Origin of the sequence: Agromyces ramosus (assembly GCF_004216665.1) — a bacterium.
Classification (GTDB): domain Bacteria; phylum Actinomycetota; class Actinomycetes; order Actinomycetales; family Microbacteriaceae; genus Agromyces; species Agromyces ramosus.
In genome coordinates, this window is sequence record NZ_SGWY01000001.1 from 76,297 (window position 1) to 99,536 (window position 23,240).

General features: G+C 72.5%; 24 protein-coding genes. 5 read left to right on the forward strand and 19 right to left on the reverse strand.

Annotated features, from left to right (window positions below; translation table 11 throughout):
- Positions 1-8: 8 nt before the first annotated feature.
- Positions 9-905, forward strand: coding sequence for a TIGR01777 family oxidoreductase (locus EV187_RS00340; protein WP_341272739.1), 897 nt, complete (start codon positions 9-11; stop codon positions 903-905).
- On the opposite strand, the gene EV187_RS00345 is transcribed toward EV187_RS00340, so the two are convergent.
- The gene (locus tag EV187_RS00345; RefSeq protein ID WP_130351069.1) at positions 880-1,320 is read right to left on the reverse strand and encodes a hypothetical protein; all 441 of its coding nucleotides are present in this window, start codon (positions 1,318-1,320) and stop codon (positions 880-882) included. The genes EV187_RS00340 and EV187_RS00345 overlap by 26 nt on opposite strands.
- Positions 1,317-2,066: a 4-hydroxy-tetrahydrodipicolinate reductase gene (gene dapB, locus EV187_RS00350; RefSeq protein ID WP_130351070.1), complete on the reverse strand. Its 750-nt coding sequence runs from the start codon at positions 2,064-2,066 to the stop codon at positions 1,317-1,319. Before dapB ends, EV187_RS00345 begins: the two co-directional genes overlap by 4 nt.
- A gap of 68 nt (positions 2,067-2,134) precedes the next feature.
- Between dapB and EV187_RS00355 the strand changes: the two genes are divergently transcribed.
- Positions 2,135-2,611, forward strand: a complete 477-nt coding sequence (locus EV187_RS00355) for a GNAT family N-acetyltransferase (protein ID WP_130351071.1) — start codon at positions 2,135-2,137, stop codon at positions 2,609-2,611.
- Between the two features lie 50 nt (positions 2,612-2,661).
- Here EV187_RS00355 and EV187_RS00360 read toward each other — a convergent pair whose 3' ends face one another.
- From EV187_RS00360 to EV187_RS00410, 11 genes are all read right to left on the reverse strand, one after another.
- On the reverse strand, positions 2,662-3,264 hold the full coding sequence (locus EV187_RS00360; protein WP_130351072.1) for a histidine phosphatase family protein: 603 nt from the start codon (positions 3,262-3,264) through the stop codon (positions 2,662-2,664).
- Positions 3,265-3,301: 37 nt separating this feature from the next.
- Entirely contained in the window at positions 3,302-4,687 is a 1,386-nt protein-coding gene (locus EV187_RS00365) for a M16 family metallopeptidase (protein WP_130351073.1), read from the reverse strand.
- Between the two features lie 63 nt (positions 4,688-4,750).
- Positions 4,751-5,845 carry an aldo/keto reductase gene (locus EV187_RS00370; protein ID WP_242609363.1) on the reverse strand — a complete coding sequence of 365 codons (1,095 nt, stop codon included), beginning with the start codon at positions 5,843-5,845 and terminating at the stop codon, positions 4,751-4,753.
- 278 nt (positions 5,846-6,123) lie between these two features.
- Positions 6,124-6,942: an HpcH/HpaI aldolase/citrate lyase family protein gene (locus EV187_RS00375; RefSeq protein WP_130351074.1), complete on the reverse strand. Its 819-nt coding sequence runs from the start codon at positions 6,940-6,942 to the stop codon at positions 6,124-6,126.
- On the reverse strand, positions 6,939-7,460 hold the full coding sequence (locus EV187_RS00380) for a MaoC family dehydratase (protein ID WP_130351075.1): 522 nt from the start codon (positions 7,458-7,460) through the stop codon (positions 6,939-6,941). The genes EV187_RS00375 and EV187_RS00380 overlap by 4 nt, the downstream gene beginning before the upstream one ends.
- Positions 7,461-7,470: 10 nt before the next feature.
- On the reverse strand, positions 7,471-8,631 hold the full coding sequence (locus tag EV187_RS00385) for an acyl-CoA dehydrogenase family protein (protein ID WP_130351076.1): 1,161 nt from the start codon (positions 8,629-8,631) through the stop codon (positions 7,471-7,473).
- Positions 8,632-8,639: 8 nt separating this feature from the next.
- Complete coding sequence (locus EV187_RS00390) at positions 8,640-10,667, reverse strand: acetyl/propionyl/methylcrotonyl-CoA carboxylase subunit alpha (protein ID WP_130351077.1); 2,028 nt, start codon at positions 10,665-10,667, stop codon at positions 8,640-8,642.
- Positions 10,668-10,803: 136 nt separating this feature from the next.
- Positions 10,804-12,252, reverse strand: coding sequence for a cytochrome b/b6 domain-containing protein (locus EV187_RS00395; protein WP_341272740.1), 1,449 nt, complete (start codon positions 12,250-12,252; stop codon positions 10,804-10,806).
- A gap of 168 nt (positions 12,253-12,420) precedes the next feature.
- Positions 12,421-13,407 carry an electron transfer flavoprotein subunit alpha/FixB family protein gene (locus tag EV187_RS00400; protein ID WP_130351079.1) on the reverse strand — a complete coding sequence of 329 codons (987 nt, stop codon included), beginning with the start codon at positions 13,405-13,407 and terminating at the stop codon, positions 12,421-12,423.
- A gap of 10 nt (positions 13,408-13,417) precedes the next feature.
- The gene (locus EV187_RS00405; RefSeq protein WP_130351080.1) at positions 13,418-14,194 is read right to left on the reverse strand and encodes an electron transfer flavoprotein subunit beta/FixA family protein; all 777 of its coding nucleotides are present in this window, start codon (positions 14,192-14,194) and stop codon (positions 13,418-13,420) included.
- Between the two features lie 179 nt (positions 14,195-14,373).
- Positions 14,374-14,937, reverse strand: coding sequence for a TetR/AcrR family transcriptional regulator (locus EV187_RS00410; protein ID WP_130351081.1), 564 nt, complete (start codon positions 14,935-14,937; stop codon positions 14,374-14,376).
- A 103-nt stretch (positions 14,938-15,040) separates the two neighbouring features.
- Between EV187_RS00410 and EV187_RS00415 the strand changes: the two genes are divergently transcribed.
- Positions 15,041-15,772, forward strand: coding sequence for an MBL fold metallo-hydrolase (locus EV187_RS00415; RefSeq protein ID WP_130351082.1), 732 nt, complete (start codon positions 15,041-15,043; stop codon positions 15,770-15,772).
- 6 nt (positions 15,773-15,778) lie between these two features.
- Here EV187_RS00415 and EV187_RS00420 read toward each other — a convergent pair whose 3' ends face one another.
- Positions 15,779-17,386 (reverse strand): carboxyl transferase domain-containing protein, encoded by a 1,608-nt coding sequence (locus tag EV187_RS00420; protein ID WP_130351083.1) that lies wholly within the window; start codon positions 17,384-17,386, stop codon positions 15,779-15,781.
- 104 nt (positions 17,387-17,490) lie between these two features.
- Between EV187_RS00420 and EV187_RS00425 the strand changes: the two genes are divergently transcribed.
- Positions 17,491-18,129 (forward strand): TetR/AcrR family transcriptional regulator, encoded by a 639-nt coding sequence (locus tag EV187_RS00425; RefSeq protein WP_130351084.1) that lies wholly within the window; start codon positions 17,491-17,493, stop codon positions 18,127-18,129.
- Positions 18,108-18,590, forward strand: a complete 483-nt coding sequence (locus EV187_RS00430) for a GNAT family N-acetyltransferase (RefSeq protein WP_130351085.1) — start codon at positions 18,108-18,110, stop codon at positions 18,588-18,590. The genes EV187_RS00425 and EV187_RS00430 overlap by 22 nt, the downstream gene beginning before the upstream one ends.
- A 9-nt stretch (positions 18,591-18,599) precedes the next feature.
- Here EV187_RS00430 and EV187_RS00435 read toward each other — a convergent pair whose 3' ends face one another.
- Genes EV187_RS00435 through pdhA form a run of 5 tightly spaced genes read right to left on the reverse strand, consistent with a single transcriptional unit; the run spans position 18,600 to position 23,099 of the window.
- Positions 18,600-19,157 (reverse strand): hypothetical protein, encoded by a 558-nt coding sequence (locus tag EV187_RS00435; protein ID WP_130351086.1) that lies wholly within the window; start codon positions 19,155-19,157, stop codon positions 18,600-18,602.
- The gene (locus EV187_RS00440) at positions 19,154-19,462 is read right to left on the reverse strand and encodes a 4a-hydroxytetrahydrobiopterin dehydratase (RefSeq protein ID WP_130351087.1); all 309 of its coding nucleotides are present in this window, start codon (positions 19,460-19,462) and stop codon (positions 19,154-19,156) included. Before EV187_RS00440 ends, EV187_RS00435 begins: the two co-directional genes overlap by 4 nt.
- A gap of 27 nt (positions 19,463-19,489) precedes the next feature.
- Positions 19,490-20,938: a dihydrolipoamide acetyltransferase family protein gene (locus EV187_RS00445; protein WP_130351088.1), complete on the reverse strand. Its 1,449-nt coding sequence runs from the start codon at positions 20,936-20,938 to the stop codon at positions 19,490-19,492.
- Positions 20,939-20,943: 5 nt separating this feature from the next.
- Positions 20,944-21,954 carry an alpha-ketoacid dehydrogenase subunit beta gene (locus tag EV187_RS00450; RefSeq protein WP_130351089.1) on the reverse strand — a complete coding sequence of 337 codons (1,011 nt, stop codon included), beginning with the start codon at positions 21,952-21,954 and terminating at the stop codon, positions 20,944-20,946.
- The gene (pdhA, locus tag EV187_RS00455) at positions 21,951-23,099 is read right to left on the reverse strand and encodes a pyruvate dehydrogenase (acetyl-transferring) E1 component subunit alpha (protein WP_130351090.1); all 1,149 of its coding nucleotides are present in this window, start codon (positions 23,097-23,099) and stop codon (positions 21,951-21,953) included. The genes EV187_RS00450 and pdhA overlap by 4 nt, the downstream gene beginning before the upstream one ends.
- Positions 23,100-23,240: the final 141 nt, after the last annotated feature.

Consider the following 23,240-nt stretch of genomic DNA (forward strand, 5'->3'; position numbering starts at 1 on the left):
CCGTGCGGGTGCTCATCGCCGGCGCATCCGGCTTCCTCGGAACCGCCCTCGTCGAGCGCCTGACCGCCGACGGACACGAGGTGGTGCGCCTCGTGCGGCGTCGCGCGCTGGGCCCCGAGGAGGCATCGTGGTCGCCCGGGGCGGGCATCATCGACTTCACGGTGATGGACCGCGTCGACGCGGTGGTGAACCTCTCCGGCGCCTCGCTGGCGCGCCTGCCGTGGACGAGGGGCTACCAGGGCGAGATCGTCGACTCCCGCGTCACGGCGACGCGCACGCTCGCCGACGCGATGCGCAAGGCGCGGCGCCCGCCGGCGGCCTTCCTCAGCGCCTCGGCGGTGGGATACTATGGCGACCGCCCCGGCGAGCTGCTCACGGAGTTCTCGAGCGCCGGCTCCGGCTTCCTCGCGGAGGTGGTCGCACGGTGGGAGGGCGCGGCCGCGCTCGCACCCGACGACACGCGCACCGTCGTCTTCCGCACGGGCATCGTGGTCGGGCACGGTGGCGCGATGCAGCGCATCGGCATGCTCACGCGCTTCGGGCTGTCGAGCCGCCTCGGCACCGGCGGCCAGCACTGGCCCTGGATCGCACTCGACGACGAGATCTCGGCCATCGCGCACCTGCTCACCTCGAGGCTGTCGGGGCCCGTCAACCTCGCCGGTCCGACGCCCGCGACCGCCGACCGCGTGATGACCGCGATGGCCGAGCGGATGCACCGGCCCTACACGTTCACCGTTCCCGAGCGGATGCTGGGGCTCGCGCTCGGCCGCGCCGCCGACGAACTGCTGCTGTCGAGCCAGAAGGTGCGCCCGCAGCGACTCATCGACGACGGCTTCCGCTTCGAGCACGTCACCGTCGAGTCGGCGCTCGACGCGATGCTCAGCGTTCCGCGCGCTCGAGCGTGATCGCCCGGCGCACGGCTCCGCGAGCGCGTCGACGGTCGCCCGCCGCGTCATAGGCGAGGCCGAGACGCAACCACGCGCGCCAGGAGTCTGGCTCGGCCTCGGTCGCCGCGCGGAACTCGGGGAACGCGGCATCCGCGGCCGCCCGCTCGGGCCGCCCGCTCGGCTTGACCGGGATGCCGAGGTCGAGGCCGCCCTCGGCCTCGAGTCGGCGCACGAGGGCCTGCGAGCGCACGCCGAAGGCGAGCTCGCGCCACAGCGCCCAGAGGGCGATGACCGGAAGCACGATGAGGGCGATGCCGATGCCGACCGCCGCGGGCTCGCCGGTGGCGATGAACTGCACGGCACGCCACCCCACGAGCGCCACGTAGAGCACGAGGAGCGCGGCCATCAGGATCGCGCCCGCCTTGGTGGTCATGACGCGTCCGGGAGGCCCAGGTCGAGCAGCGCGTCGAGTCCGACCACGACGCCGGTCGCCGCCGGCGCCCGCCGCAGCGCGAGCAGGATGCCCTGCTCGTACGCCGACGACGACACGGTGGAGTGCGAGATGGTGAGCGTCTCCCCTTCGCCCCCGAGCACCACGCGCTGCTCGGCGAGCACGCCCGTGAGTCGCAGGCTGTGCACGGGAATGCCGGAGACGAGCTGTCCGCGGGCACGCTGGTCGGCGTGCGGGGCCGCCACCGGTCCGACCGTGGCGCGTGCGTCGCCGATCAGCTCCGCAGTGCGCACCGCGGTGCCGGACGGGGAGTCGACCTTGCCGGCGTGGTGGGCCTCGACGATCTCGATGGAGTCGAAGTAGCGGGCCGCGAGCGAGGCGAAGGCGGTGCCGAGCACGCTGCCGATGGAGAAGTTCGGGATGAACAGCACGGGGCCCGCGTCCTCGTGGCCGCGCATGAACTGGGCGATCTCCGCGATGCGCTCGCTCGACCAGCCCGAGGTGCCGACCACGATCGGGATGCCGGCGCCGGTGGCGAACTCGACGATGCCGGCGCTCGCGGCGGGAAGCGTGACGTCCAGCGCGACATCCGCCCCCAGCATCTCGTCGAGGCTCGAGCGCGAATCGAGCGCCGCGTGCAGTTCGAGGTCGTCGGATGCCTCGATGAGCTCGATCGCCAAACGCCCCATCTTGCCCGTGGCCCCGGCCACGGCGACCCGTATCGTCACGTGCTTCACCCTAGCAACCGGGTGCCGCGGCGACCGGCCCCCGGTCGCCGTCCGCCTAGGCTTGCCGCATGCGATTCCGAGAGGTGGACGTCACCGGCGCCGAGGCGCTGACCCTGCTGGATGCGTACTTCGCCGAGCGTGCGGCGGGCTTCCCCGCGGCACAGGGCGCCTACCGTCCGACCTACCCGATGGCGGAGCAGTTCACTCCGCCGGCCGGCGTGTTCCTCGTGGTCGAGGACGACGGCGGAGTGATCGGATGCGGCGGCGTGCGCCGCATCCAGCGGCGGCCCGAGACGAACGAGGTGCGGTTCGAGGTGAAGCACCTGTGGCTCGCGCCCGCCGCACGCGGGCGGGGTGCCGGGCGACTGCTGCTCGAGGAGCTCGAGCGTCGCGCGGTGGAGTTCGGGGCGCAGGAGCTCGTGCTCGACACCAACGCCAGCCTCGAGGCCGCCGGTGGCCTCTACCGCTCGAGCGGCTACGGGGAGATCGAGCCGTACAACGCCAATCCCAACGCGACGCACTGGTTCGGCAAGCGCGTCGGCTGAGCGGGCCGGCGCGTCGACGGACGGAGAGCGGATTCCGGGCGGGCCGCGCGTCAGAGCGCGTACGGCTCGGCCATCCCCGTCCGCATCTCGAACGGCAGGTGCGCCAGGTCGTTGTGCACGAGGAGGCTCCACGGCCGCCCGGTCTTCTGGGTGAGCACCGTGAGGCCGCAGTTCGCCTGGTTGATCGAGAGCCAGCGCCAGTCGGGTGCCCCGAGCGCCTCCCGGACGAGCCAGGCGATCACGAAGTTGTGGGTGATGAGCAGGTCGTGCCGGTCCTCCCGGTGGGAACGCAGGAACTCCGCCGCCGCGTCGGCCATCTGCGCGCTGCCGGCCTCGATCTCGGCCTCGGTCACCGAGCCGAAGAAGGGGTCGTAGACCTTGGGCGTCTCGGGCGCGGGCCCCGACGGGATGCAGTCGAAGAGCAGTGCGGAGGGCTCGGGCTTCAGCGCGGGCATCTTCGCCGCGATGATCGCCGCGGTCTCGGTGGCCCGCTGCAGCGGCGAGTGCCAGGCGTTGTCGAACGGGATGCCGCCGAGCCGCTCGGCCAGCAGTTCCGCTTGGCGCCGCCCGCGCGGCGAGAGCGGGCCGTCTGGCATGCCGTGCTCGGCGTCGAGCTGCTCGCCGTGTCGGACGAGGTAGAGGTGGTGCGGCACTGGGTCTGCTCTCCTGGGTCTGGTCGATGGTCGGACGTCAGGCGACGTCGATGCGGGGGGCGATCTCGTCGACCGCGCCGTGCAGCGCCGCCTCGTCCGTCGCACCCACGGCGACGAGCGAGAACGGGCGGGCGACGAGGTCTGCCGCGAGCGCCTGGACGTCGTCGACGGTGACGAGGGCGATGCGGCGCAGTGCCTCGTCGAGGTCGGCGAACTCGCCGAGCGTGAGCTCGGCCCGGCCGAGGCGGGACATCCGGGTGTCGGAGTCCTCGAGGGCGAGTGCCGACGCGCCGGCCAGCTGGCCGCCCGCGCGGCGCAGTTCGTCGGCTGTGACGCCGTGCTCGGCGACCCGCTCGAGCTCGGTGCGCATGAGCGCGGCCACCGTGCCGGCCTTCGCGGGCGCGCACCCCGCGTACATGCCGAACAGGCCCGCGTCGGAGTAGCCGGGCGCGAACGAGTACACCGCGTAGGCGAGCCCGCGGCGCTCGCGGACCTGCTGGAACAGCCGCGACGACATGCCCGAGCCGAAGATGGCGTTGAGCACGCTCATGGTGGAGCGCCGGTCGTCGGTGGCGACGAGTCCGGGGACGCCGAGGAGCAGGTTGACCTGCTCGGTGGGGCGCGCCACGACCGTGAGCGCGGGCCCGGCGGCCAGGCGCGCGGGCCCGGTGTCGCGCCGCTCGACGGGGGCGCCCTCGACCGAGAGGTCCCAACCGTGGCGCGTCAGGGCGCCGGTGAGCTCCGCGACGAGCCGGTCGTGGTCGACCGCCCCGGCGACCGTGACCACGAGGTCCTGCGGGCGGTAGTTCGCGCGGTAGTGCGCCAGCACCGCCTCACGGGTGGCGGCACGGATGGTCTCGGGGTCGCCGCCGATCGGGCGGCCGAGCGGATGATCCCCCAGCACGGCCTCGAAGAAGCGCTCGTTCGCGACGTCCGCCGGGTCGTCGCCGGCCATCGAGAGCTCCTCGAGGATGACGCCGCGCTCGTTGTCGAACTCGACTGGGTCGAGGAGCGACGAGGTGAACATGTCGGAGAGCACCTCGACCGCCATGGGCAGGTCGCGGTCCTGCACCTTCGCGTAGTAGCAGGTGTACTCCTTCGCGGTGAGCGCGTTGTGCTCGCCGCCGACCGCGTCGAAGGAGATGGCGATGTCGAGCGCCGTGCGACTCGAGGTGCCCTTGAACAGGAGGTGCTCGAGGAAGTGCGTGGAGCCGTAGGTCGCGGGATGCGCGGCGTCCGCGTGATGCTCGTCACGGGAGCCCACGGCCACCCAGAAGCCGACGGTCACGCTCCGGGAGCCTGGAACCTGCTCGCTCAGGACTCGGACTCCCGAAGGGAGCACGCTGCGCCGAACTCGCGCGTCGCCCGCTGCCGTGAAGGAGAGCTCGGCCTGGCCGAGTGGGAGGTCGACGGCGCCGTTCATCCTGCCCAGCCTATGCCACGCGCACGCGAACGGGCAGGCGTCGACGGCGCGGCGCGGCGCGCGTCAGGCCGAGGCGCGGTCGAGCTCGACGAGCTCCGAGCGATGCAGGTCGACGGATGCCGCGGCCATCAGCGCCTCGACCTGGTCGGGCTTCGTCGCGCTCGCCACCGGCGCGGCGACCGTGGGCTTCGCGAGGAGCCACGCGAGCGCGATCGTCGCCGGCTGCACGCCGTGCGCGAAGGCGATCTCGTCGAGCGCGGTGAGCACGCGGTGGCCCCTGCGCCCGAGGTGCCGCGCGAGGCGCTCGCCGCGCGCGTCGCGGCGCACCTCGGAGCGTCGGCGCACCTGTCCGCCGAGGAATCCGTTGGCGAGCGCGAAGTACGGCAGCACCGCGAGTCCCTGCGCGTGCGCGACGAGCTCCCGCGCACCCTCGAACGGCCGGCGCTCCATGAGGTTGTACCGCGTCGTGAGCAGCTCGAACCTCGGCAGGCCGTTCGCCGCGAGGACGCGGGCCTCGATGAGCCGCTCGGGCGAGAAGTCGGAGGCGCCGATCGCGCGGACCTTGCCGGCTGTGATGAGCGCGTCGACCGCGCCGAGGCTCTCCTCGAGGGGGACCGCGGGGTCGTCGCCGTGGAAGAACAGCACGTCGATGCGGTCGGTGCCGAGCCGCAGCAGCGAATCGTCGACCGCGTCGCGGACGTCGACCGGCGAGAGACCGCGGTGATCGGGGTGCCGACCCACCTTGGTCATCACGCACATCCGGTCGCGCGTGCGGCGCGACCGCATCCACGATCCGATGATCGACTCGCTGCGCCCGGCCGCGTAGCTGTCGGCGGTGTCGAGCAGGTCGCCGCCCGTGCCCGCGAACCGGTCGAGCACCGCGAACGCCTCGTCGGAGCCCAGCGTCCAGCCGAACGTGCTGCCGCCGAGGGCGAGCGGATGCGCCGCGATGCCGGTCTCCCCGAGCGTCGACCGCACGGGAACCGTGATGGGCCCGGAGAGCGTGTTCGACTCCACGGTCTCCACGCGGAGCGCCGGCGTCGACGACGCCATCACGCTCCGGGAATCGACCTCCATCGTGCCCGCCATGACCTCATCGGTGAGCGTCGCCCCCGCGACGCTCGCCTCGTCGGCGCGGTAGCTGTGCCGTCGTGCCACGCGCTCCTCCTCCCCAGGATTTGGATTCGAGAATACGTCCTCGGGGTACGTGTACCCCGGACGGCACGATGAACCGTTACCGAATCGTTTGCGATGGCGCACCGCGTGTCCCCCGAACGGACGACATTCAGCGTGGTATGGCCCCTGATCGGGGGTATTCCGACCGCGGAAACCATCGAGTACCAGGTTCGGCATGGCGTGGGATGCGGGCACGCCCGTGCACGAGACGGCCGTTCGACGCCGAGTCGCGCGGCCCGCACGTGGGGAGGATCAGAGGGTCAGCCGCGGCCGGCTCGCCGCACGACCGCCTCGGCCTGGCGCAGGAGCGGCGCGTCGACCATCGCGCCGCGGAACGCGAACACGCCGGGCTCCGTCGCCGCGGCCGCGAGCACGGCGCGAGCCCACTCGAGCCGTGCCGCGTCGGGGCGATACGCCTCGCGCACGACGGACACCTGCGACGGATGGATGCACGCCGTCGCCGCGAAGCCGACCGCTGCCGCGTCCTCGGCCTCCGCGCGCAGTCCCGCGACATCCGCGATCTCGAGGTGCACCGTGTCGATGGCCGCCACGCCGTGCGCGCCCGCCGCGAGCAGCACCTGGGACCTGGCGTACGTCGCGACGTCGCGGTAGCGACCGTCGGCGTGACGGCTCGACGACCCGCCGAGCGACGCCACGAGGTCCTCCGCACCCCACATGAGCGCGGAGACGTTGGGCAGTGCCGCGACCTCGGCGGCCGCGAGCACGCCGCGGGCGGTCTCGCAGAGGGCGAGCACCTCGAAGTCCTCGAGGTGCACGAGGTCGGCGGTGCCCTCGCACTTGGCGAGCATCACGGTGCGGTACTCCGTCGCAGCGAGCGCCGCGACGTCGTCGGCGAAGTGCGCGGTCGACGCGGGGTTCACCCGCACGATCACCCGTTCGGGGTCGAGCGTCGACGAGACGAGCGCGAGCCGGGCGGCGTGCTTCGCGTCATCGGCGACGGCGTCCTCGAGGTCGAGGATCACCGCGTCGGCACGTTCGGCGGCCTTCGCGAAGCGGTCGGGCCGGTCGGCCGGGCAGAAGAGCAGCGCGGGGCCGAAGCGGAATGGCGGATGCGTCATCCGCTCGCCTCGCCGCCGACGCCGGCCTGGCGCTCCCCCGCCTCGCGCATCCACACCAGCATGGTGCGCGACGCCGTCGCGACCACGACGCCGTCCTGGTTGCGCGCCGTGTGCGCGAGCACGACGACGCCCTGGCCCGGACGCGACGCCGACTCGCGCTTCGACTCGACGACGCTCTCGCCGTAGAGGGTGTCGCCCGCGAAGACGGGGTGCGGGAACGCCACCTCGCCGAAGCCGAGGTTGGCGACGAGCGTGCCCTGCGTGAGCTGGCCGACCGACTGCCCGACCAGGGTCGACAGCGTGAAGAGCGAGTTCACGAGGCGCTGTCCGAACGGCTGGCCCGACGACCATGCCGCGTCGAGGTGCAACGGCTGCGGATTCATCGTGAGCGTCGTGAACAGCACGTTGTCGGCCTCGGTGACCGTGCGCCCGGGGCGATGCAGGTAGCGCACGCCCTCCTCGAACTCCTCGAACCAGAGTCCGCGCTGCACCACGTCGCGCATCGGGGCATCCGTCATCGTGAACCTCCTAGCCGATGCCCAGCTCACGCGCGATGACCATGAGCTGCACCTCGTTCGTGCCCTCGCCGATCTCGAGGATCTTCGAGTCACGGTAGTGCCTCGCGACGAGGCTCTCGTTCATGAAGCCCATGCCGCCGAAGATCTGGGTGGCGTCGCGGGAGTTGAGCATGGCGGCGTCGCTCGAGACGAGCTTCGCCATCGCGGCCTCCTTCTTGAACGGCAGGCCCGCATCGACACGTCGGGCCGCGTCGTGCCAGGCGAGGCGCGCGGTGTACACGCGAGCCTGCATCTGGGCGATCGTGAAGGCGACGTACTGGTGCGACGCGATGGGGACGCCGAAGACGTTGCGGGTCTTGGCGTAGCCGAGCGCCTCGTCGAGACAGCCCTGCGCGACGCCCGTGGCGAGCGCGGCGATGGCGATGCGGCCCTCGTCGAGCGTGCGCAGGAAGTTGGCGAATCCCCGACCGCGTTCGCCGAGCAGGTTCGCGGCGGGGACTCGCACATCATCGAACGTGAGGGGGTGGGTGTCGGAGGCGCGCCAGCCCGACTTGTCGTACCCAGGCGCCACGGTGAACCCGGGCGTGCCGTTCGGCACGATGATCGTCGAGAGCTCCTTCGACACCGAGCCGTCGGGTCGTTCCCGCTCGCCGGTCACGGCCGTCACCGTGACGAACCTCGTGATCGGGGTGCCCGAATTGGTGATGAACTGCTTCGACCCGTTGATGACCCACTCGTCACCGTCGAGCACCGCCGTCGTGCGGGTGGCGCCGGCATCGGACCCGGCCTCGGACTCGGTGAGGCCGAACCCGGCGAGCGCGCGTCCCGCGACGAGGTCGGGAAGGTACTCGGCCTTCTGCTCGTCCGTGCCGTGACGGTAGATCGGCATGGCGCCGAGGCCGACAGCCGCCTCGAGGGTGATCGCGATGGACTGGTCGACCCGGGCGAGTGCCTCGATCGCGAGGCACAGCGCCATGTAGTCGCCGCCCTGGCCTCCGTGCTCCTCGGGGAACGGGAGGCCGAAGAGGCCGAGTTCGCCCATCTGGGCGACGACGTCCATCGACAGCGTGTGGGTGCGGTCGGCTTCGTACGACTGGGGGGCGACCACGGTGTCGGCGAACTCGCAGACCATGTCGTACAGCTGCTGTTCCTCGTCGGTCAGGTCGTGCATGGTGCTCCTCATTCCTGGTGGGATGCGTTCGCGACGGCGTCCTCGTGGGGACCGTCGATGGACTGCGGGTCGGATGCCGCGGGGTGCGGCTCGATGCGTGCGACCGCCTGGTCGCGGCTCACCAGGTCGCCCACGGCGACGCTGAGCCGCACGGTGCCGTCGAATGCGGCGACGACGCGATGCTCCATCTTCATCGCCTCGATGGCGACGATGGCGTCGCCCTCCTCGACGGTGTCGCCGTCCACGGCGAAGACGGCGGTGACGGTTCCCGGCATGGGTGAGCGGAGGTCGGGCTCGGCGGCGAGGCCGCCGCGTTCGGTCGCCGCGCGGCGATGCTCGGCGTGGGTGCGACGGTCGATGCGCACGAAGGCGGCCGACTCGCCATCGCCGTGCACCCAGACCGAACCGTCGTCGCCGACACGTACGACGGTGTCGTCGGGGCCGGCGGGTTCGGCGCCGTCGGGCCCCGCCATGACCGTGCGCACGTCGTGCGGATGATCGCGCGGGGCGAGCAGCATCTCGGACGGGCGCACGGATCCCGAGCGCCAGCCCGTGGAGGACTGCCAGGCCGTCGGTCCGGCCGCGATGGACGCGAGCCGGTCGGCGACCTCGTCGTGCGCGAATCGGCGGGCTGCCGCATCGACGAGCGACGGCGGCCAGCCGGCGAGGTCTCCCTCGGGCATCCGGTCGATGAGCCCGGTGTCGAGGTCGCCGGACCGCACCGCAGGATCGGCGAGCAGGCGCCGGAGGAAGGCGATGTTCGTGTCGACGCCGAGCACGACGGTGTCGGCGAGTGCGCGGTCGAGTCGCTCGATGGCCTGCGCGCGATCGGAGCCGTACGCGATCACCTTGGCGATCATCGGGTCGTAGTGCGCCGTGATCTCGAGGCCCTCGTCGATGCCCGCGTCGACTCGCACGCCCTCGCCGGCCGGGGCGCGCCACGCGAGCACCGCACCGGTGGACGGGAGGAAGCCGCGGTGCGGCGTCTCCGCGTAGACGCGGGCCTCGACCGCGTGCCCCTGCAGCCGGATGTCCTGCTGCGAGAAGGCGAGCGGCTCGCCCGCGGCGATCCGGAGCTGCTGCTCCACCAGGTCGATGCCCGTGACGAGCTCCGTCACGGGGTGCTCGACCTGGAGCCGGGTGTTCATCTCGATGAAGAAGAACTCGTCGGGCGCGGCATCCGAGACCAGGAACTCGACCGTGCCGGCGCCGAGGTAGTCGACGCTGCGGGCGGCGTCGCACGCGGCCTGTCCGATGCGCGCCCGCGTCGCGGCGTCGAGGAGCGGCGAGGGCGACTCCTCGATGACCTTCTGGTGCCGGCGCTGGAGCGAGCACTCGCGCTCGCCGAGGTGCACGACGGCGCCGTGGGCATCGGCGAGCACCTGCACCTCGATGTGGCGCGGCCGCTCGATGAGTCGTTCGATCAGCAACGTGTCGTCGCCGAAGGCGGCGAGCGCGATGCGGCGGGCCGCGGGCAGCGCGGCGGCGAGTTCGTCGGCATCGCGGGCGACCTGCATGCCCTTGCCGCCGCCGCCCGCCGACGGCTTCACCAGCAGCGGGAAGCCGACGGACTCGGACGCGGCGAGGAGGGCCGCGTCGTCGAGTGCGGCGTCGGCGACACCGGGAACGGTCGGCACACCGGATGCCTCGACGTGTCGCTTCGCGCGGATCTTGTCGCCCATCACGTCGAGCGCTTCGATGCCCGGACCGACGAACACCAGGCCCGCACCGCGGCACGCCTCGGCGAACCCGGCATGCTCCGAGAGGAATCCGTAGCCCGGGTGGACCGCCTCGGCGCCGGATTCGCGGGCGGCTGCGATGATGCGCTCGGGGTCGAGGTAGCTCTCGGTCGCCGGCGCCGGACCGATGCGCACGGCCTCGTCGGCGAGCCGCACGTGCGGCGCATCGGCGTCGGCATCGGAGTAGACGGCGATCGAGCGGATGCCGAGGCGGCGCAGCGTTCGGATGACCCGAACGGCGATCTCGCCGCGGTTGGCGACGAGCACCCGGTCGAAGGGGCGCGTCGCGGCAGGCATCGATTCCGATGCCCGATCGTTCGGGCTCGTGAGCGTGACCATCCGCGCCTCTCTGCGACGTCGTCCGCGCGCCATCCAGTTAGCGCGCACTAACTGGAATAGATGTTAGCGCCCACTAACTGAAATGACAAGGGCGCTAGCGGCCGACCTTGCCGAACGCACCGGCGATCGGCGCGAGCAGCGTCGGGCGGGCGGCGATCCACGCCGCCGCGATGACCACGAGCGAGGCGACGAAGATCCAGAAGCCCAGCCAGCCGTCGGTGTCCTGAGCCGCGTACATGTGGTTGAGGTTGCGCAACACCCCGGTGAGGAAGACGAGGGTGACGTGCACCACGATGAATGCGACGAAGTACAGCATCACCGGGAAGTGCACGGCACGCGCCCATTCCACGGGATAGATGCGATTGAGGGCGGTGGCGTTCTTCGGCCACAGCCCCGACATGCGCACTCCGGTCACCGCCGCGAGCGGCGCGGCGATGAAGATCGTCGCGAAGTAGGTCAGCACCTGGAGGCTGTTGTAGTTGACCCAGCCGTTCTCGAGCGGCCAGTCCAGCGACAGGTACTGCAGGCCGGCCGAGACCGCGTTCGGAACGACCTCCCAGCTCGTCGGCACGACGCGCATCCACTGGCCCGTCGCGAACAGCAGGACGACGAAGATGAGCCCGTTCACGAACCACAGGATGTCGAGCGACTGGTGGAACCACAGGTTCAGGGTGATCTTGCCCTGCCCGCCCTTCGCCCACCGGGGGGTCCAGTACGCCGCCGGCCGCTTCTCGGTGCGCACCTGCAACCCCGAGCGGATGATCAGCACGATGAGGAAGACGTTGAAGAAGTGCTGCCACCCGAGCCACGCCGGCAGGCCCACGGGGGCGCCCTCGGGCAAGGGAGTCTCGCCGGGGTAGGTCACGAGGAAGTCCTGCATGAAATCGAGCCCGAGGAACCACCGCGTGAGCTGCACGACGATGGTCGCGGCGCCGATGATCGCCAGGACGCCGACGACGGATGCGCCGACCCACTGCCTGCGGGTCAGCAGTCCGTACCGCTTCGTTGCCGGAGCCGATGGTGTGCTCGCCGGTGCGGCCGGCGCGACGGGCTCGGCGGGCACCGCGGGCTTCGCAGGCGCGGCGGGCTTCGCAGGCGCGGCGGGCGTCGCTTCGACGGACGCCGCGGGGGAAGGTGCGGCGGCATCCGGCACGACGGGCTCGACGAGCGGTTCGGCTGCGACGGGCGCCACGGGCGCGGACGCGGCGACCGGTGCGACCGCCGAGGGCGCGGGCCACGGGTCTCCACCGGGGATCCGCGGCAGTCCGCGGCGAAGTCCGCCGCCGATCGCCTGGGATGATGCGGCGCCGGCGCCGGCGGGTCGCGGTGCGACCGGCGCCGGCGCGGTCGGCGCGGCCGTCGGCGCGGAGGTCGACTCGACGATGGTCGCGGGCTGCGGGACGGCCGCGGCATCCGTCACCGCCACGTGCTCGGTACTGGCCGCGACGCCGGCCTCAGGCCATGGCGGGCCGCCCGCGACCCGCGGAAGCCCGCTTCGGAGCCGGCGACCCGATGCCGGTGGGGCGACGACGGCAGGAGCCACCGGCGTCGACGCAGCTGGTGCCGAGCCGATCGGCGCCGCAGCGGCCTCGGGCGTTCCGGCCGGCGCAGCGTCGGGTGTACCGGGCGCTTCGCCGGGTGGAGGCCAGGCGTCACCGCCACGCTGGCGGGGCAGACCCCTGCGCAGGTTCCCCACGTGGGCGGCCACCGGTCACCGCTTCCGCTCGGCGAGTGCGCTGATCAGCTGCGGCACGACGGTGAAGACATCGCCCACGACCCCGAAATCGGCGACCTCGAAGATCGGCGCGTCGGGGTCCTTGTTCACGGCGACGATGTTCTTGGCGGTCTGCATGCCGGTGCGGTGCTGGATCGCGCCCGAGATGCCGAGCGCGATGTACAGCTGCGGCGAGACCGAGACCCCCGTCTGCCCGACCTGGTGATTCGCGGGGATGTAGCCGGCGTCGACGGCCGCGCGCGAAGCGCCGATCGCGGCGCCGAGCGCGTCGGCGAGATCCTCGACGAGCGCGAACTTCTCGGTCGAGCCGAGGCCGCGACCGCCCGCGACCACCCTCGTCGCTCCCCGCAGCTCGGGTCGGCTCGACGTCTCGGTCACGGCCTCGACCGACTCGATGGCCGCGGATGCCGCTCCCGACGGCGACACGTCGAGCGACTCGATGGCGACGGGCCGCGCCTCGGCGCGGGCATCGACGGCGCCCTGGCGCACGGTCACCACGAGCGGTCCGAAGGTCGCCGCGGAGTCGACGTTGTACGCGCCGCCGTAGACGGAGTGGTGGGCGACGATGCCCTCGTCGTCGCGCGAGACGCCGATCGCGTCGACGGCGATCGCAGCGCCCGAGCGGGCTGCGAAGCGGCCCGCGACATCCCGGCCGTCGATCGAGTTCGAGATGAGCACCGCGTGCGGGGCGACGACCGCGGCGGCGGCGGCGAGGGCGTCGACCTGCGGGACGGTCAGCTCGGCGTGCGTCGAGGTCGTCTCGACGACCAGCACCGTTGCGGCACCGAGCGCGGCGGCCTGCTCGGCGAGCGCCGGCGCCTGGCCGGGTGCGACGACGGCGAGCGCCACGGGCGTGCCGATGCGCGAGGCGGCGCCGAGGAGGCCGGCCGCGCTCGTCGCGAGTTCGCCGTTCGGCGTGGTCTCGAGCACGACGAGGATCGCGTCTGCGGGGTGGTCGGTCATGCTCGTCCTCTCAGGCCAGCCGGTTCTCGATGAGGAACTCGGCGATCCTCGTGCCGCCGTCGCCCGCATCGATGATCTTGACCCCAGCCGCGCGCGGAGGCTTCTCGGCGATGGCGGTCATGATCGACATGGCGACCGAGAGATCCTCCGGTTCGATGCCGAGATCTGCCGCACTCAACGTCTCGAACGGCTTCTTCTTCGCGGCCATGATGCCCTTGAAGTTCGGCAGTCGAGCATCGGGGAGCGCCTCGGTGATCGAGATGACCGCGGGCAGCTCGGCCTTCACGCGGACGGTGGCGCCGTCGATGTTGCGCGTTCCCGACACCGAGCCGGCCGCGATCTCGACCGATGAGAGGGCCGTGGCGTTCGGCACGTCGAGCAGCTCGGCCAGCATGGCGGGAACCACGCCGCCGCTGCCGTCGGTCGAGAGGTTGCCCGCGATGACGAGGTCGAACCCGGTGCGTCGGATCGCCGCGGCCAGGGTGCGTGCCGTGAGGCCCAGGTCCGCGGCCGCCAGGCCGGGGTCCGTGATGTGCACGGCCGAAGCCGCGCCCATCGCCAGGCCCTTGCGGATCGTCGCCGCCGCGCTCTCGGCCGCCATGGACATGACGACGATCTCGGCGTCGTCGTGCGAGTCGGCATAGGCGAGTGCGACCTCGAGGGCCCGCTCACCGATCTCGTCGAGCACGGCCTCGCTCGCGGCGCGATCGGCGAGTCCCGTCTCGAGGTCGAGCCTGCGCTCCCCGTACGTGTCGGGGACCTCCTTCACGATGACGACAATCTTCATCGGGCCCGGGTCCCGCGCGTGCTCATGATCATGGCCTTTCGCGCCTCTCTGCGACGTTGCCTCGCGCTCACCGTCAGCGCGCAGGAACCGGATCCGATGTTAGTGCCCACTAACTGAAATGGCAAGCAGCCCCCGACCAGGCTCCCCACCTCGCTCACCGACGCGGCTCCCCACTGCGCTCACCGACCCAGGGCGAGCGCACCCGTGAGGCTCGCGATGCCGAACTCGAACGCGCGGTCGACCTCGCCGCCGAGCCGGAACGCACCCGAGAGCTCCATGCCGACGAACCCGTTCAGCCAGGCGGTCACCGTGCGCGCCGCATCGAGGGCACGATCGTCGCCGGCGAGCTGTGCCGCGATGCCGATCACCGCGGCACTCGCCCGCGCGAGCGACTCGGCGTCGAGGTCGAGGTCGGCGCCCGGGCTGAACACGAGCCCGAACGCGACCGGCCGTTCGCGGGCGAACGACCTCGCCGCGCGCGCGAGCGCCGCCAGCGCCTGTCGCGGGTCGGGCTCGCCCGTCGCCGCGGCATCGAGCCGGTCGCCGAGCTCGAGCACGGTCGCGTCGGCGATGAGCGCGACGAGCTCCCGGCGGTTGCGCACGCGCTTGTACAGCGACGGCGCCCGAACGCCCACGCGCTCGGCGACCGCCTGCATGGTGAGGCCGTCGAGCCCGTGGGTCTCGAGCAGGTCGCGCCCGGCGTCGACGATGGCCCCGAGCGACGTGCGTTCCGGTGTCGGCATCGGTGCCCCCTTCCCCTCGATCGATCCTAGGCTATTGACCGTAGCCATGATAGCTATGTATCATAGCTATCAACCGCATCGACACACGCAATCGAGGATCACCATGAAGCTCGGCCCCTCCCTCCACCGCATCGGCAACGACATCGTCGCCGCCTACCTGGTCGACACCCCCGAGGGCGTCACGGTCATCGACGCCGGGCTCGCCGGACACTGGAACGACCTCGTGTCCGAGCTGGCCGGCATGGGCCGTTCCCTCGACGACATCCGCGGCGTCGTGCTGACGCACGGCGACAGCGATCACATCGGCTTCGCCGAGCGGCTCCGCAGCGAGCAGGGCGTCCCCGTCTACGTGCACGAGGCCGACGCCGCCCGTGCCCGCGGCGAGGTTTCGACCAAGCCCGCGTGGGGTCGGCTCAGGGTCGGCCCGACGACGCGGTTCCTCTGGTACGCCGTGCGCAAGAACGGCCTGCGCACCACGCCCGTCGCCGAGGTCGTCGCGGTCCACGACGGCGACGTGCTCGACCTTCCGGGCTCGCCCCGCATCATCGGGCTGCCGGGTCACTCCCCCGGCAGCATCGCGATCCACGTGCCCGCGGCCGACGCCGTCTTCGTCGGCGACGCGCTGACCACCCGGCACGTGCTGACGGGCCGGCACGGTCCGCAGCCCGCGCCGTTCACCGACGACCCCGAGGGCGCACTCGAATCGCTGCAGCGCCTCGTCGGGGTCGACGCGACGTGGGTGCTGCCCGGCCACGGCACGGCCTGGAACGGCGGCGTCGACGCGGCCGTGCGCGAGGTCACCCGCGCGGCGGCGGCAGCGGCATCCGGTTCCTGAGCCTCGTCACATCCGGAACAGGCCGAATGCCGGCTCGGGCAGGGGCGTGCGGCTCGCGAGCTCGAGCGCCATGGCGAGCACCGTGCGGGTGTCGGCCGGGTCGATGATGCCGTCGTCCCAGAGCCGCGCCGTCGAGTGGTACGGGCTGCCCTGGTGCTCGTACTGCTCGCGGATGGGGGCCTTGAACGCCTGCTCCGCGTCATCCGACCATTCCTCGCCCCGCACCGCGAGCTGGTCGCGCTTCACGGTCGAGAGCACGGATGCCGCCTGCTCGCCGCCCATCACCGAGATGCGCGCGTTCGGCCACATCCAGAGGAACCGGGGCGAGTACGCACGACCGCACATGGAGTAGTTGCCGGCGCCGAAGGAACCGCCGATGACGACCGTGAGCTTCGGCACGCGCGTCGTGGCCACGGCGGTGACCATCTTCGCGCCGTGCTTGGCGATGCCGCCGGCCTCCGCGTCGCGTCCCACCATGAACCCCGAGATGTTCTGCAGGAACACGAGTGGGATGCCGCGCTGGTCGCACAGCTCGATGAAGTGCGCGCCCTTCATGGCGGATTCGCTGAACAGCACGCCGTTGTTCGCGATGATGCCGATCGGATGCCCGTCGAGGTGCGCGAACCCGGTGACCAGCGTGTCGCCGTACTCGGGCTTGAACTCGGAGAACTCGCTGCCGTCGACGAGCCGGGCGATGACCTCGTGCACGTCGTACGGCTGCTGCACGTCGACCGGCACGACGGCCGTGAGCGACGACGGGTCGACGGCCGGCGGGCGCGACTCGCGCACCGCCCACGCCCGCTCGGGCGGCACGGGCAGCGTCGCCACCATGTCGCGCACGAGCTCGAGGGCGTGCTCGTCGTCGTCGGCGAGGTGGTCGGTGACGCCCGACACCCGCGAGTGCAGGTCGCCGCCGCCGAGCTCCTCGGGGGTGACGACCTCGCCGATCGCCGCCTTCACGAGAGGCGGGCCGCCGAGGAAGATGGTGCCCTGGTCGCGCACGATCACCGTCTCGTCGCTCATCGCGGGCACGTACGCGCCGCCGGCCGTGCACGAACCGAGCACCGCGGCCAGCTGCGGGATGCGCATCGACGAGAGCTGCGCCTGGTTGTAGAAGATCCGCCCGAAGTGATCACGGTCGGGGAACACCTCGTCCTGCTTCGGCAGGAAGGCGCCGCCCGAGTCGACGAGGTAGACGCAGGGCAGCCGGTGCTCCTTGGCGACCTCCTGGGCGCGGAGGTGCTTCTTCACGGTCATCGGGTAGTAGGTGCCGCCCTTGACCGTGGCGTCGTTGCAGACGACCATGACCGGCCGGCCCTGCACGAGGCCGATGCCCGTGATGATGCCGGCACCCGGGGAGTCGCCGCCGTACAGTCCCTCGGCCGCGAGCGGCGAGAGCTCGAGGAACGGGCTGCTCTCGTCGAGCAGTCGGTCCACCCGGTCGCGTGGCAGCAGCTTCCCGCGGGCGACGTGGCGTTCGCGGGAGCTCTCGGGGCCGCCCCGTGCCGCGGCGGCGAGCCGGTCGCGCAGCTCCTGCACGAGCCCGGCATGCTCGGCGGCGTTGCGTCGCCCCGTCTCGCTCGATGGGTCGATGCCCGTCGTGAGGGTCGTCATCCGCTCCGCCCGTCTTCGTCGACGGCGCGCCCCCTTGTGTCAGGCCCGCCATTTCGGTTAGTGTGCACTAACTCGATTCCCGATGTTAGCGAGCACTCACCGACATGGCAAGCACCCTCGACGAGGCCGACGCCGCCGCGATCGCCGACCTCTCCCCCCGCACCGAGCGGGGACGGCTGAAGGCCGACCGGCGCGCCGCCATCCTGCGCGCGGCGGCGACGCTGTTCGCCGAGCGGGGTTACGCGGGCGTCACGATCGAGGACCTTGGTGCTGCCGTGGGGGTCAGCGGCCCGGCGGTGTACCGGCACTTCCCGGGCAAGGCCGCGGTGCTCGCCGCCATCCTGCAGGGCGCGAGCCGCACGCTCCTCGACGGCGCCGAGCAGGTGCTCGACTCGTCCCCCGACCCCGACCACGCGCTCCGATCGCTCATCCGCTTCCACGTCGACTTCGCGCTCGCCGAGGCCGACGTCATCATCGTGCAGGACCGCGAGCTCGAACAGCTCGACCGCGGCGCACGGCACGAGGTGCGCTCGCTGCAGCGGCGCTACGTCGAGCACTGGGTCAACACCCTCTCCCGACTCCGGCCCGATCGGGCCGAGACGGAGCTCAGGTTCCGGGCACACGCCGCCTTCGGACTCCTGAACTCCACCCCGCACAGCGCCCGCATCCCCGGGCGCCGACCGGCCGACGGCACCATCCGCGGCATCCTGGAGGAGATGACATGGGCCAGCCTCATGTCGTGACCCTGCGCGCGACCCGCGACGGGGATCTCGATGCACTCTTCGCGTTCGAGCAGGACGAGGTGGCGGTGCGCATGGCCGCGTTCACGCCGCCCGACCCGTCCGATCGCGCCATGTTCGACGCGCACTGGCGGCGCCTGCTCGCCGATCCGTCGATCGACGCCCGCACGGTCCGCGCCGACGGGAAGATCGTCGGCAGCGTCGCCCGGTGGTACGAGGACGACGCCGCCGAGGTCACCTACTGGATCGACCGGGCGCACTGGGGCGAGGGCATCGCGACCCGCGCGGTGCGGCTCTTCCTCGATGCCCTGCACGAGCGTCCGGTGCGCGTGCGCGTGGCGGCCGACAACGCCGCGTCGATCGCGGTGCTCGAGAAGCTCGGCTTCGAGCGGATCGCCTCCGAGGTGAGCTACGCGAACGCGCGTGGAACCGAGATCGAGGAGCTCGTCTACCGGCTCGCCTGAGCCGGTGCCTCACATGCCCGGGTGGCCGCTGCAGTCGACGCTCGCGCCGCGGGCGGTGTCGCCCTCGGCGAAGTCGCCGTCCGACGCCAGGTGCTTCCCGCCGTAGAACGACGAGCAGGCCAGCCCGTCGCCGGTGGGAGCGGTGGCCGTGAAGGTCCATGGTGCGGATGCCACGGCGTCGCCGCAGTTCGTCTGGAGCACCGTGACCACGGGGCCGGTCGCGGTGACCGTGCGCACCTCGGGCCCGCCCTCGGGACGGAACGCCGAGAACGTCATCTCGATCGGCGTCACCGCGTCGTCGGCCGTCACCACGAACACCACCGCCCCGGGGCTGTCGGGCTCGAACTCGCAGTCGCCCGGATCGGCGGGGACCACCGACGGCGCGCGGGACGACGCGACGGGCGTCTCTGAGGCCTCGGACTCGGGCGTCGCCGTGGCCGACGCCACCGGGTTCGTTGCCGGTGCGAGCGGCGAGGCCGAGGGCGGCACGTCGTTCGCGCAGCCGGCCAGGAGCACCGCAGCGGCGACGGCGACCGCCCAGGCGAGCGGCGCCCGGCCGCGCGTCATGCCGGCTCCGCGCCGAGGGCGGCCGCGACCGCCCCGATGCGCAGCGCCAGGTCGACGTCACGCTGCGTGACGCCGCCCACGTCGTGCGACGTGAGCGCGAACTCCACCCGACCCCATCCGAGGCGCACGTCGGGGTGGTGGTTCGACTCGTCGGCCACGAGCGCGACGGCGTCGAGCACCCGCACGGCGCTCGAGAAGTCCGCGGTCGTGAAGGCCCCGACGAGGTGGCCCTGGGCGTGCCGGAAGGCCGTGCCCGCGAGCGCGTCGCCCGTGTCGGCCGGCGAGAGGATGCTGCGTGGGTCCATGCGCCCATCCTCCCGCCGATCGCGGCATCACGCCATGGTCAGCGCGAGGCCTGGCTCACGCAGGATCCGGCCGATGTCGGCGAGGAACCTCGATCCCTGCTCGCCGTCGACGAGCCGGTGGTCGAACGACAGGCTCAGCGTCATCACCTCGCGCAGCGCGATCTCACCGCGGTGCTCCCAGGGCTGCCTGCGCACCGCGCCCATCGCCAGGATCGCGGCCTCGCCGGGGTTGAGGATCGGCGTGCCCGCGTCGATCCCGAACACGCCGATGTTCGTGATCGAGATGGTGCCGCCGGTCAGGTCGGCGGGCGGCGTGCGTCCGGCACGTGCCGTGTCCGCGAGCGCGGCGATCGCGTCGGCGAGCTCGATGAGCGTCATCCGCTCGGCGCCCTTCACGTTCGGCACCACGAGTCCACGGCCGGTCGCCGCGGCGATGCCGAGGTTCACGCCGCCGTACTGCACGATCTCCTGCGCCTCCTCGTCCCAGCGCGAGTTCACCTCGGGCGTGCGGCGCGCGGCGATGCAGACCGCCTTCGCGACCACGGTGAGCGGGGTCACCTTGTGCCCGGCGAAGGCGCGGTCGTCACGGATGCCGCGGAGCAGCTCCATGGTCGCGGTGACGTCGATCGTGAGGAACTCGGTGACGTGCGGCGCGGTGAACGCGCTGCGCACCATCGCCGCCGCGGTGTGCTTGCGCACGCCCTTGATCGGCAGGCGCGTCTCGACCGGGCGGTCGGCGCCCGCCTGCGCGGTCGCCGTCCGAGCGTCGGCGCGCTCGCCGGCCTCGGCGTGCACCACGGTGCCGGATGCCGCGGCCTCCACGTCGGCGCGGGTGATGAGCCCGCGCTCGCCCGTGCCGGTGACGTCGGCGAGGTCGATCCCGAGGTCGCGAGCGAGCTTGCGCACGGGCGGCGTCGAACGGGGACGCTCCGGCGCTCCGGTCGTGAGCGGGGCGCCGGCCTGCACGGTGCCGGCGCCGGCACCGGCGCTCGCGGGCGGCGCGGCATCGGCGTCGACGTCGGCGGCCGTCCCGGGCACGAGGTCGGCGAGGAGGGCGGCGCGGCGGGCGCGGCGCTTCGGTCCGCCCTCATCGCGGGCGCCGTACCCCACGAGGTTGGGCCCGGGCGCGGCGTCGCGCTCCGGAGCGGGGGTCGCGTCGACGGCCGCCGCGGCGGGCGTCTCGACCGCGGCTTCGGTCGCGGCATCCGTCGGAGCCGGCGCACCGGTCCCTGCGGCGTCGCCCGTGTCGCATGAGAAGAGGGGCTCGCCGACGTTGACGGTCTCGCCCTCGGCGGCGTGCAGCGCGGTGATGACCCCGGTGTACGGCGACGGCAGCTCGACGACCGCCTTCGCCGTCTCGACGTCGGCGATGATCTGGTTGAGCTCGACGTGGTCGCCCACGGCGACGCGCCAGGCGACGATCTCCGACTCGGTGAGGCCCTCACCGAGGTCGGGCAGCGGGAACTCCCTGATCATGCCGCTCACGCCTCCACCCCGCTGAGCGAGTTCGGACGGCCGAGCACGCGATCGACCCCGTCGAGGATGCGGTCCAGGTCGGGCAGGTGGTGGCGCTCGAGCTTCGCGGGCGGATACGGGATGTCGTGCCCCGTGACGCGCACGGGCGCCGCCTCGAGGAACTCGAAGCAGCGCTCGGTGACGCTCGCCGCGAGCTCCGCGCCCACGCCGCCCTGCTGGCCCGCCTCGTGGGTGATGACCAGTCGGCCCGTGCGGCGCACGGATGCCTCGACCGTCGCGTAGTCGACGGGTGCGAGCGACCGCAGGTCGATCACCTCGACCGAGACCCCGTCCTCCGCCGCGGCGATCGCCGCGTCGCGCGCGGTCTGCACGAGCGCGCCGTACGTCACGAGCGTGACGTCGGTGCCGGGGGTCACGACCGACGCGACGCCCATGGGCTTGGCGTCGGCGAGGCTCGCCGACTCGTCGACCTCGCCCTTCACGTGGTAGCGCCGCTTCGGCTCGAAGAACAGCACCGGGTCGTCGCTCGCGATCGCCTGCTGGATCATGACGTAGGCGTCGGCGGGGTTCGAGCAGGCGACGACGCGCAGGCCCGCGGTGTGCGCGAAGTAGGCCTCGGGCGACTCGGAGTGGTGCTCGGCCGCCCCGATGCCGCCGCCGAACGGCACGCGGATCGTGATCGGCATCCGCACGTTGCCGCGGGACCGGTAGTGGAGCTTCGCGACCTGGGCGACGATCTGGTCGAAGGCGGGGTAGATGAACCCGTCGAACTGGATCTCGACGACCGGACGGAATCCGCGGTACGCGAGCCCCACGGCGGTGCCCATGATGCCGGCCTCCGACAGCGGGGTGTCGACGACGCGGTGGGCGCCGAACTCGGCCTTGAGTCCGTCGGTGACGCGGAAGACGCCGCCGAGCGAGCCGATGTCCTCGCCCATCAGCACGACCTTCTCGTCGGCGGCGAGGGCGCGACGAAGGCCGGCGTTGAGGGCCTTCCCGAAGGTGAGCGTGGTCATCGTGCGCCTCCCTCGGCGCCGGATGCCGCGGCATCCGCATCGTCGAACATGGCCAGGTACCGGGCGTAGTGATCCCGCTGGCGCGCCAGGTGGCTGTTCGGCTCGGCGTACACGTGATCGAACACCGTCATCGGCTCGGGGTCCGGGATCGTCGTCACGGCGGCGCGCAGCTCGGCGGCCGCGCGGCCCGCCTCCTCGGCGACCTCGCGCTCGAGCGCGTCGGCGTCGACGCCCATGCTCGTGAGCAGGGCGAGCAGTCGCGTGATCGGGTCGCGCGTGCGCCACTCGGCGAGCTCGTCGTCGGTGCGGTAGCGCTTCGGGTCGTCGGCGGTGGTGTGCGGGCCGAGCCGGTAGGTGACGGCCTCGATGAGCGTCGGGCCCTCGCCGCGGCGGGCGCGGTCCAGCGCGATCCGGGTCGCGGCGAGCACCGCGAGCACGTCGTTGCCGTCGACGCGCACGCCGGGCATGCCGAAGCCGTCCGCACGGCGGGCGAGCGGCTGCTTGGACTGCAGGCCGACCGGCTCCGAGATGGCCCACTGGTTGTTCTGGCAGAAGAACACGACCGGCGCGTCGAAGCTCGCGGCGAACACGAGGGCCTCATTCACGTCGCCCTCGCTCGTGGCGCCGTCGCCGAAGTACGCCACGCTCGCGGCATCCGACCCCTCCCAGGCGGCGCCCATGGCCCAACCGGTGGCGTGCAGCGCCTGGGCGCCGATGATGATCTGGGGCACGGCGATGCCGTGCTCGGCGGGATTCCAGCCGGATGCCGCCGACCCCCGCCATACCGTGAGGAGCTCGGCGGGTCCGACGCCGCGGCACCAGGCCACGGCATGCTCGCGGTAGCTCGTGAACACGAAGTCGTCGTCGCGGAGTGCCCGCGCGGAGCCGATCTGCGCGGCCTCCTGCCCTGCGAGCGGCGGCCAGAGTCCGAGTTCGCCCTGGCGCTGGAGCGCGGTGGCCTCGGTGTCGAGGCGGCGCACGATCGACATGTCGCGATACAGGCGGGAGAGGGCGTCGGCATCGACGTCGGCGACCCAGCGGTCGAACTCGGGGTCGGCTCGGCGCTCGCCCGTGGGGGTGACGAGCTGCACGAAGTGGTCGGGCCGTGTGAGGAGCCCGGTGGCGTCTCGGTCGGATGGGGTCATCGTCGATCCTCGCTGTCGGCGGGCACGCCTCGTGAGCTGCCCGCACCCGGCGACTCTGCCGGATACCGTGAGCGTACGTCGATCGGTCACTCAGCTCAAGTATCTCTGGACGCGTTGAGCATGTTGCCAAGTGCATACCAT

What these genes read in the sequence shown, in the direction of transcription:
- EV187_RS00345 (WP_130351069.1), bottom strand. Translation starts at nt 1,320, where the DNA reads ATGACCACCAAGGCGGGCGCGATCCTGATGGCCGCGCTCCTCGTGCTC.
- EV187_RS00355 (WP_130351071.1), top strand. Translation starts at nt 2,135, where the DNA reads ATGCGATTCCGAGAGGTGGACGTCACCGGCGCCGAGGCGCTGACCCTG.
- EV187_RS00365 (WP_130351073.1), bottom strand. Translation starts at nt 4,687, where the DNA reads ATGAACGGCGCCGTCGACCTCCCACTCGGCCAGGCCGAGCTCTCCTTC.
- EV187_RS00375 (WP_130351074.1), bottom strand. Translation starts at nt 6,942, where the DNA reads ATGACGCATCCGCCATTCCGCTTCGGCCCCGCGCTGCTCTTCTGCCCG.
- EV187_RS00380 (WP_130351075.1), bottom strand. Translation starts at nt 7,460, where the DNA reads ATGACGGATGCCCCGATGCGCGACGTGGTGCAGCGCGGACTCTGGTTC.
- EV187_RS00385 (WP_130351076.1), bottom strand. Translation starts at nt 8,631, where the DNA reads ATGCACGACCTGACCGACGAGGAACAGCAGCTGTACGACATGGTCTGC.
- EV187_RS00390 (WP_130351077.1), bottom strand. Translation starts at nt 10,667, where the DNA reads ATGCCTGCCGCGACGCGCCCCTTCGACCGGGTGCTCGTCGCCAACCGC.
- EV187_RS00400 (WP_130351079.1), bottom strand. Translation starts at nt 13,407, where the DNA reads ATGACCGACCACCCCGCAGACGCGATCCTCGTCGTGCTCGAGACCACG.
- EV187_RS00405 (WP_130351080.1), bottom strand. Translation starts at nt 14,194, where the DNA reads ATGAAGATTGTCGTCATCGTGAAGGAGGTCCCCGACACGTACGGGGAG.
- EV187_RS00410 (WP_130351081.1), bottom strand. Translation starts at nt 14,937, where the DNA reads ATGCCGACACCGGAACGCACGTCGCTCGGGGCCATCGTCGACGCCGGG.
- EV187_RS00415 (WP_130351082.1), top strand. Translation starts at nt 15,041, where the DNA reads ATGAAGCTCGGCCCCTCCCTCCACCGCATCGGCAACGACATCGTCGCC.
- EV187_RS00420 (WP_130351083.1), bottom strand. Translation starts at nt 17,386, where the DNA reads ATGACGACCCTCACGACGGGCATCGACCCATCGAGCGAGACGGGGCGA.
- EV187_RS00425 (WP_130351084.1), top strand. Translation starts at nt 17,491, where the DNA reads ATGGCAAGCACCCTCGACGAGGCCGACGCCGCCGCGATCGCCGACCTC.
- EV187_RS00430 (WP_130351085.1), top strand. Translation starts at nt 18,108, where the DNA reads ATGGGCCAGCCTCATGTCGTGACCCTGCGCGCGACCCGCGACGGGGAT.
- EV187_RS00435 (WP_130351086.1), bottom strand. Translation starts at nt 19,157, where the DNA reads ATGACGCGCGGCCGGGCGCCGCTCGCCTGGGCGGTCGCCGTCGCCGCT.
- EV187_RS00440 (WP_130351087.1), bottom strand. Translation starts at nt 19,462, where the DNA reads ATGGACCCACGCAGCATCCTCTCGCCGGCCGACACGGGCGACGCGCTC.
- EV187_RS00445 (WP_130351088.1), bottom strand. Translation starts at nt 20,938, where the DNA reads ATGATCAGGGAGTTCCCGCTGCCCGACCTCGGTGAGGGCCTCACCGAG.
- EV187_RS00450 (WP_130351089.1), bottom strand. Translation starts at nt 21,954, where the DNA reads ATGACCACGCTCACCTTCGGGAAGGCCCTCAACGCCGGCCTTCGTCGC.
- pdhA (WP_130351090.1), bottom strand. Translation starts at nt 23,099, where the DNA reads ATGACCCCATCCGACCGAGACGCCACCGGGCTCCTCACACGGCCCGAC.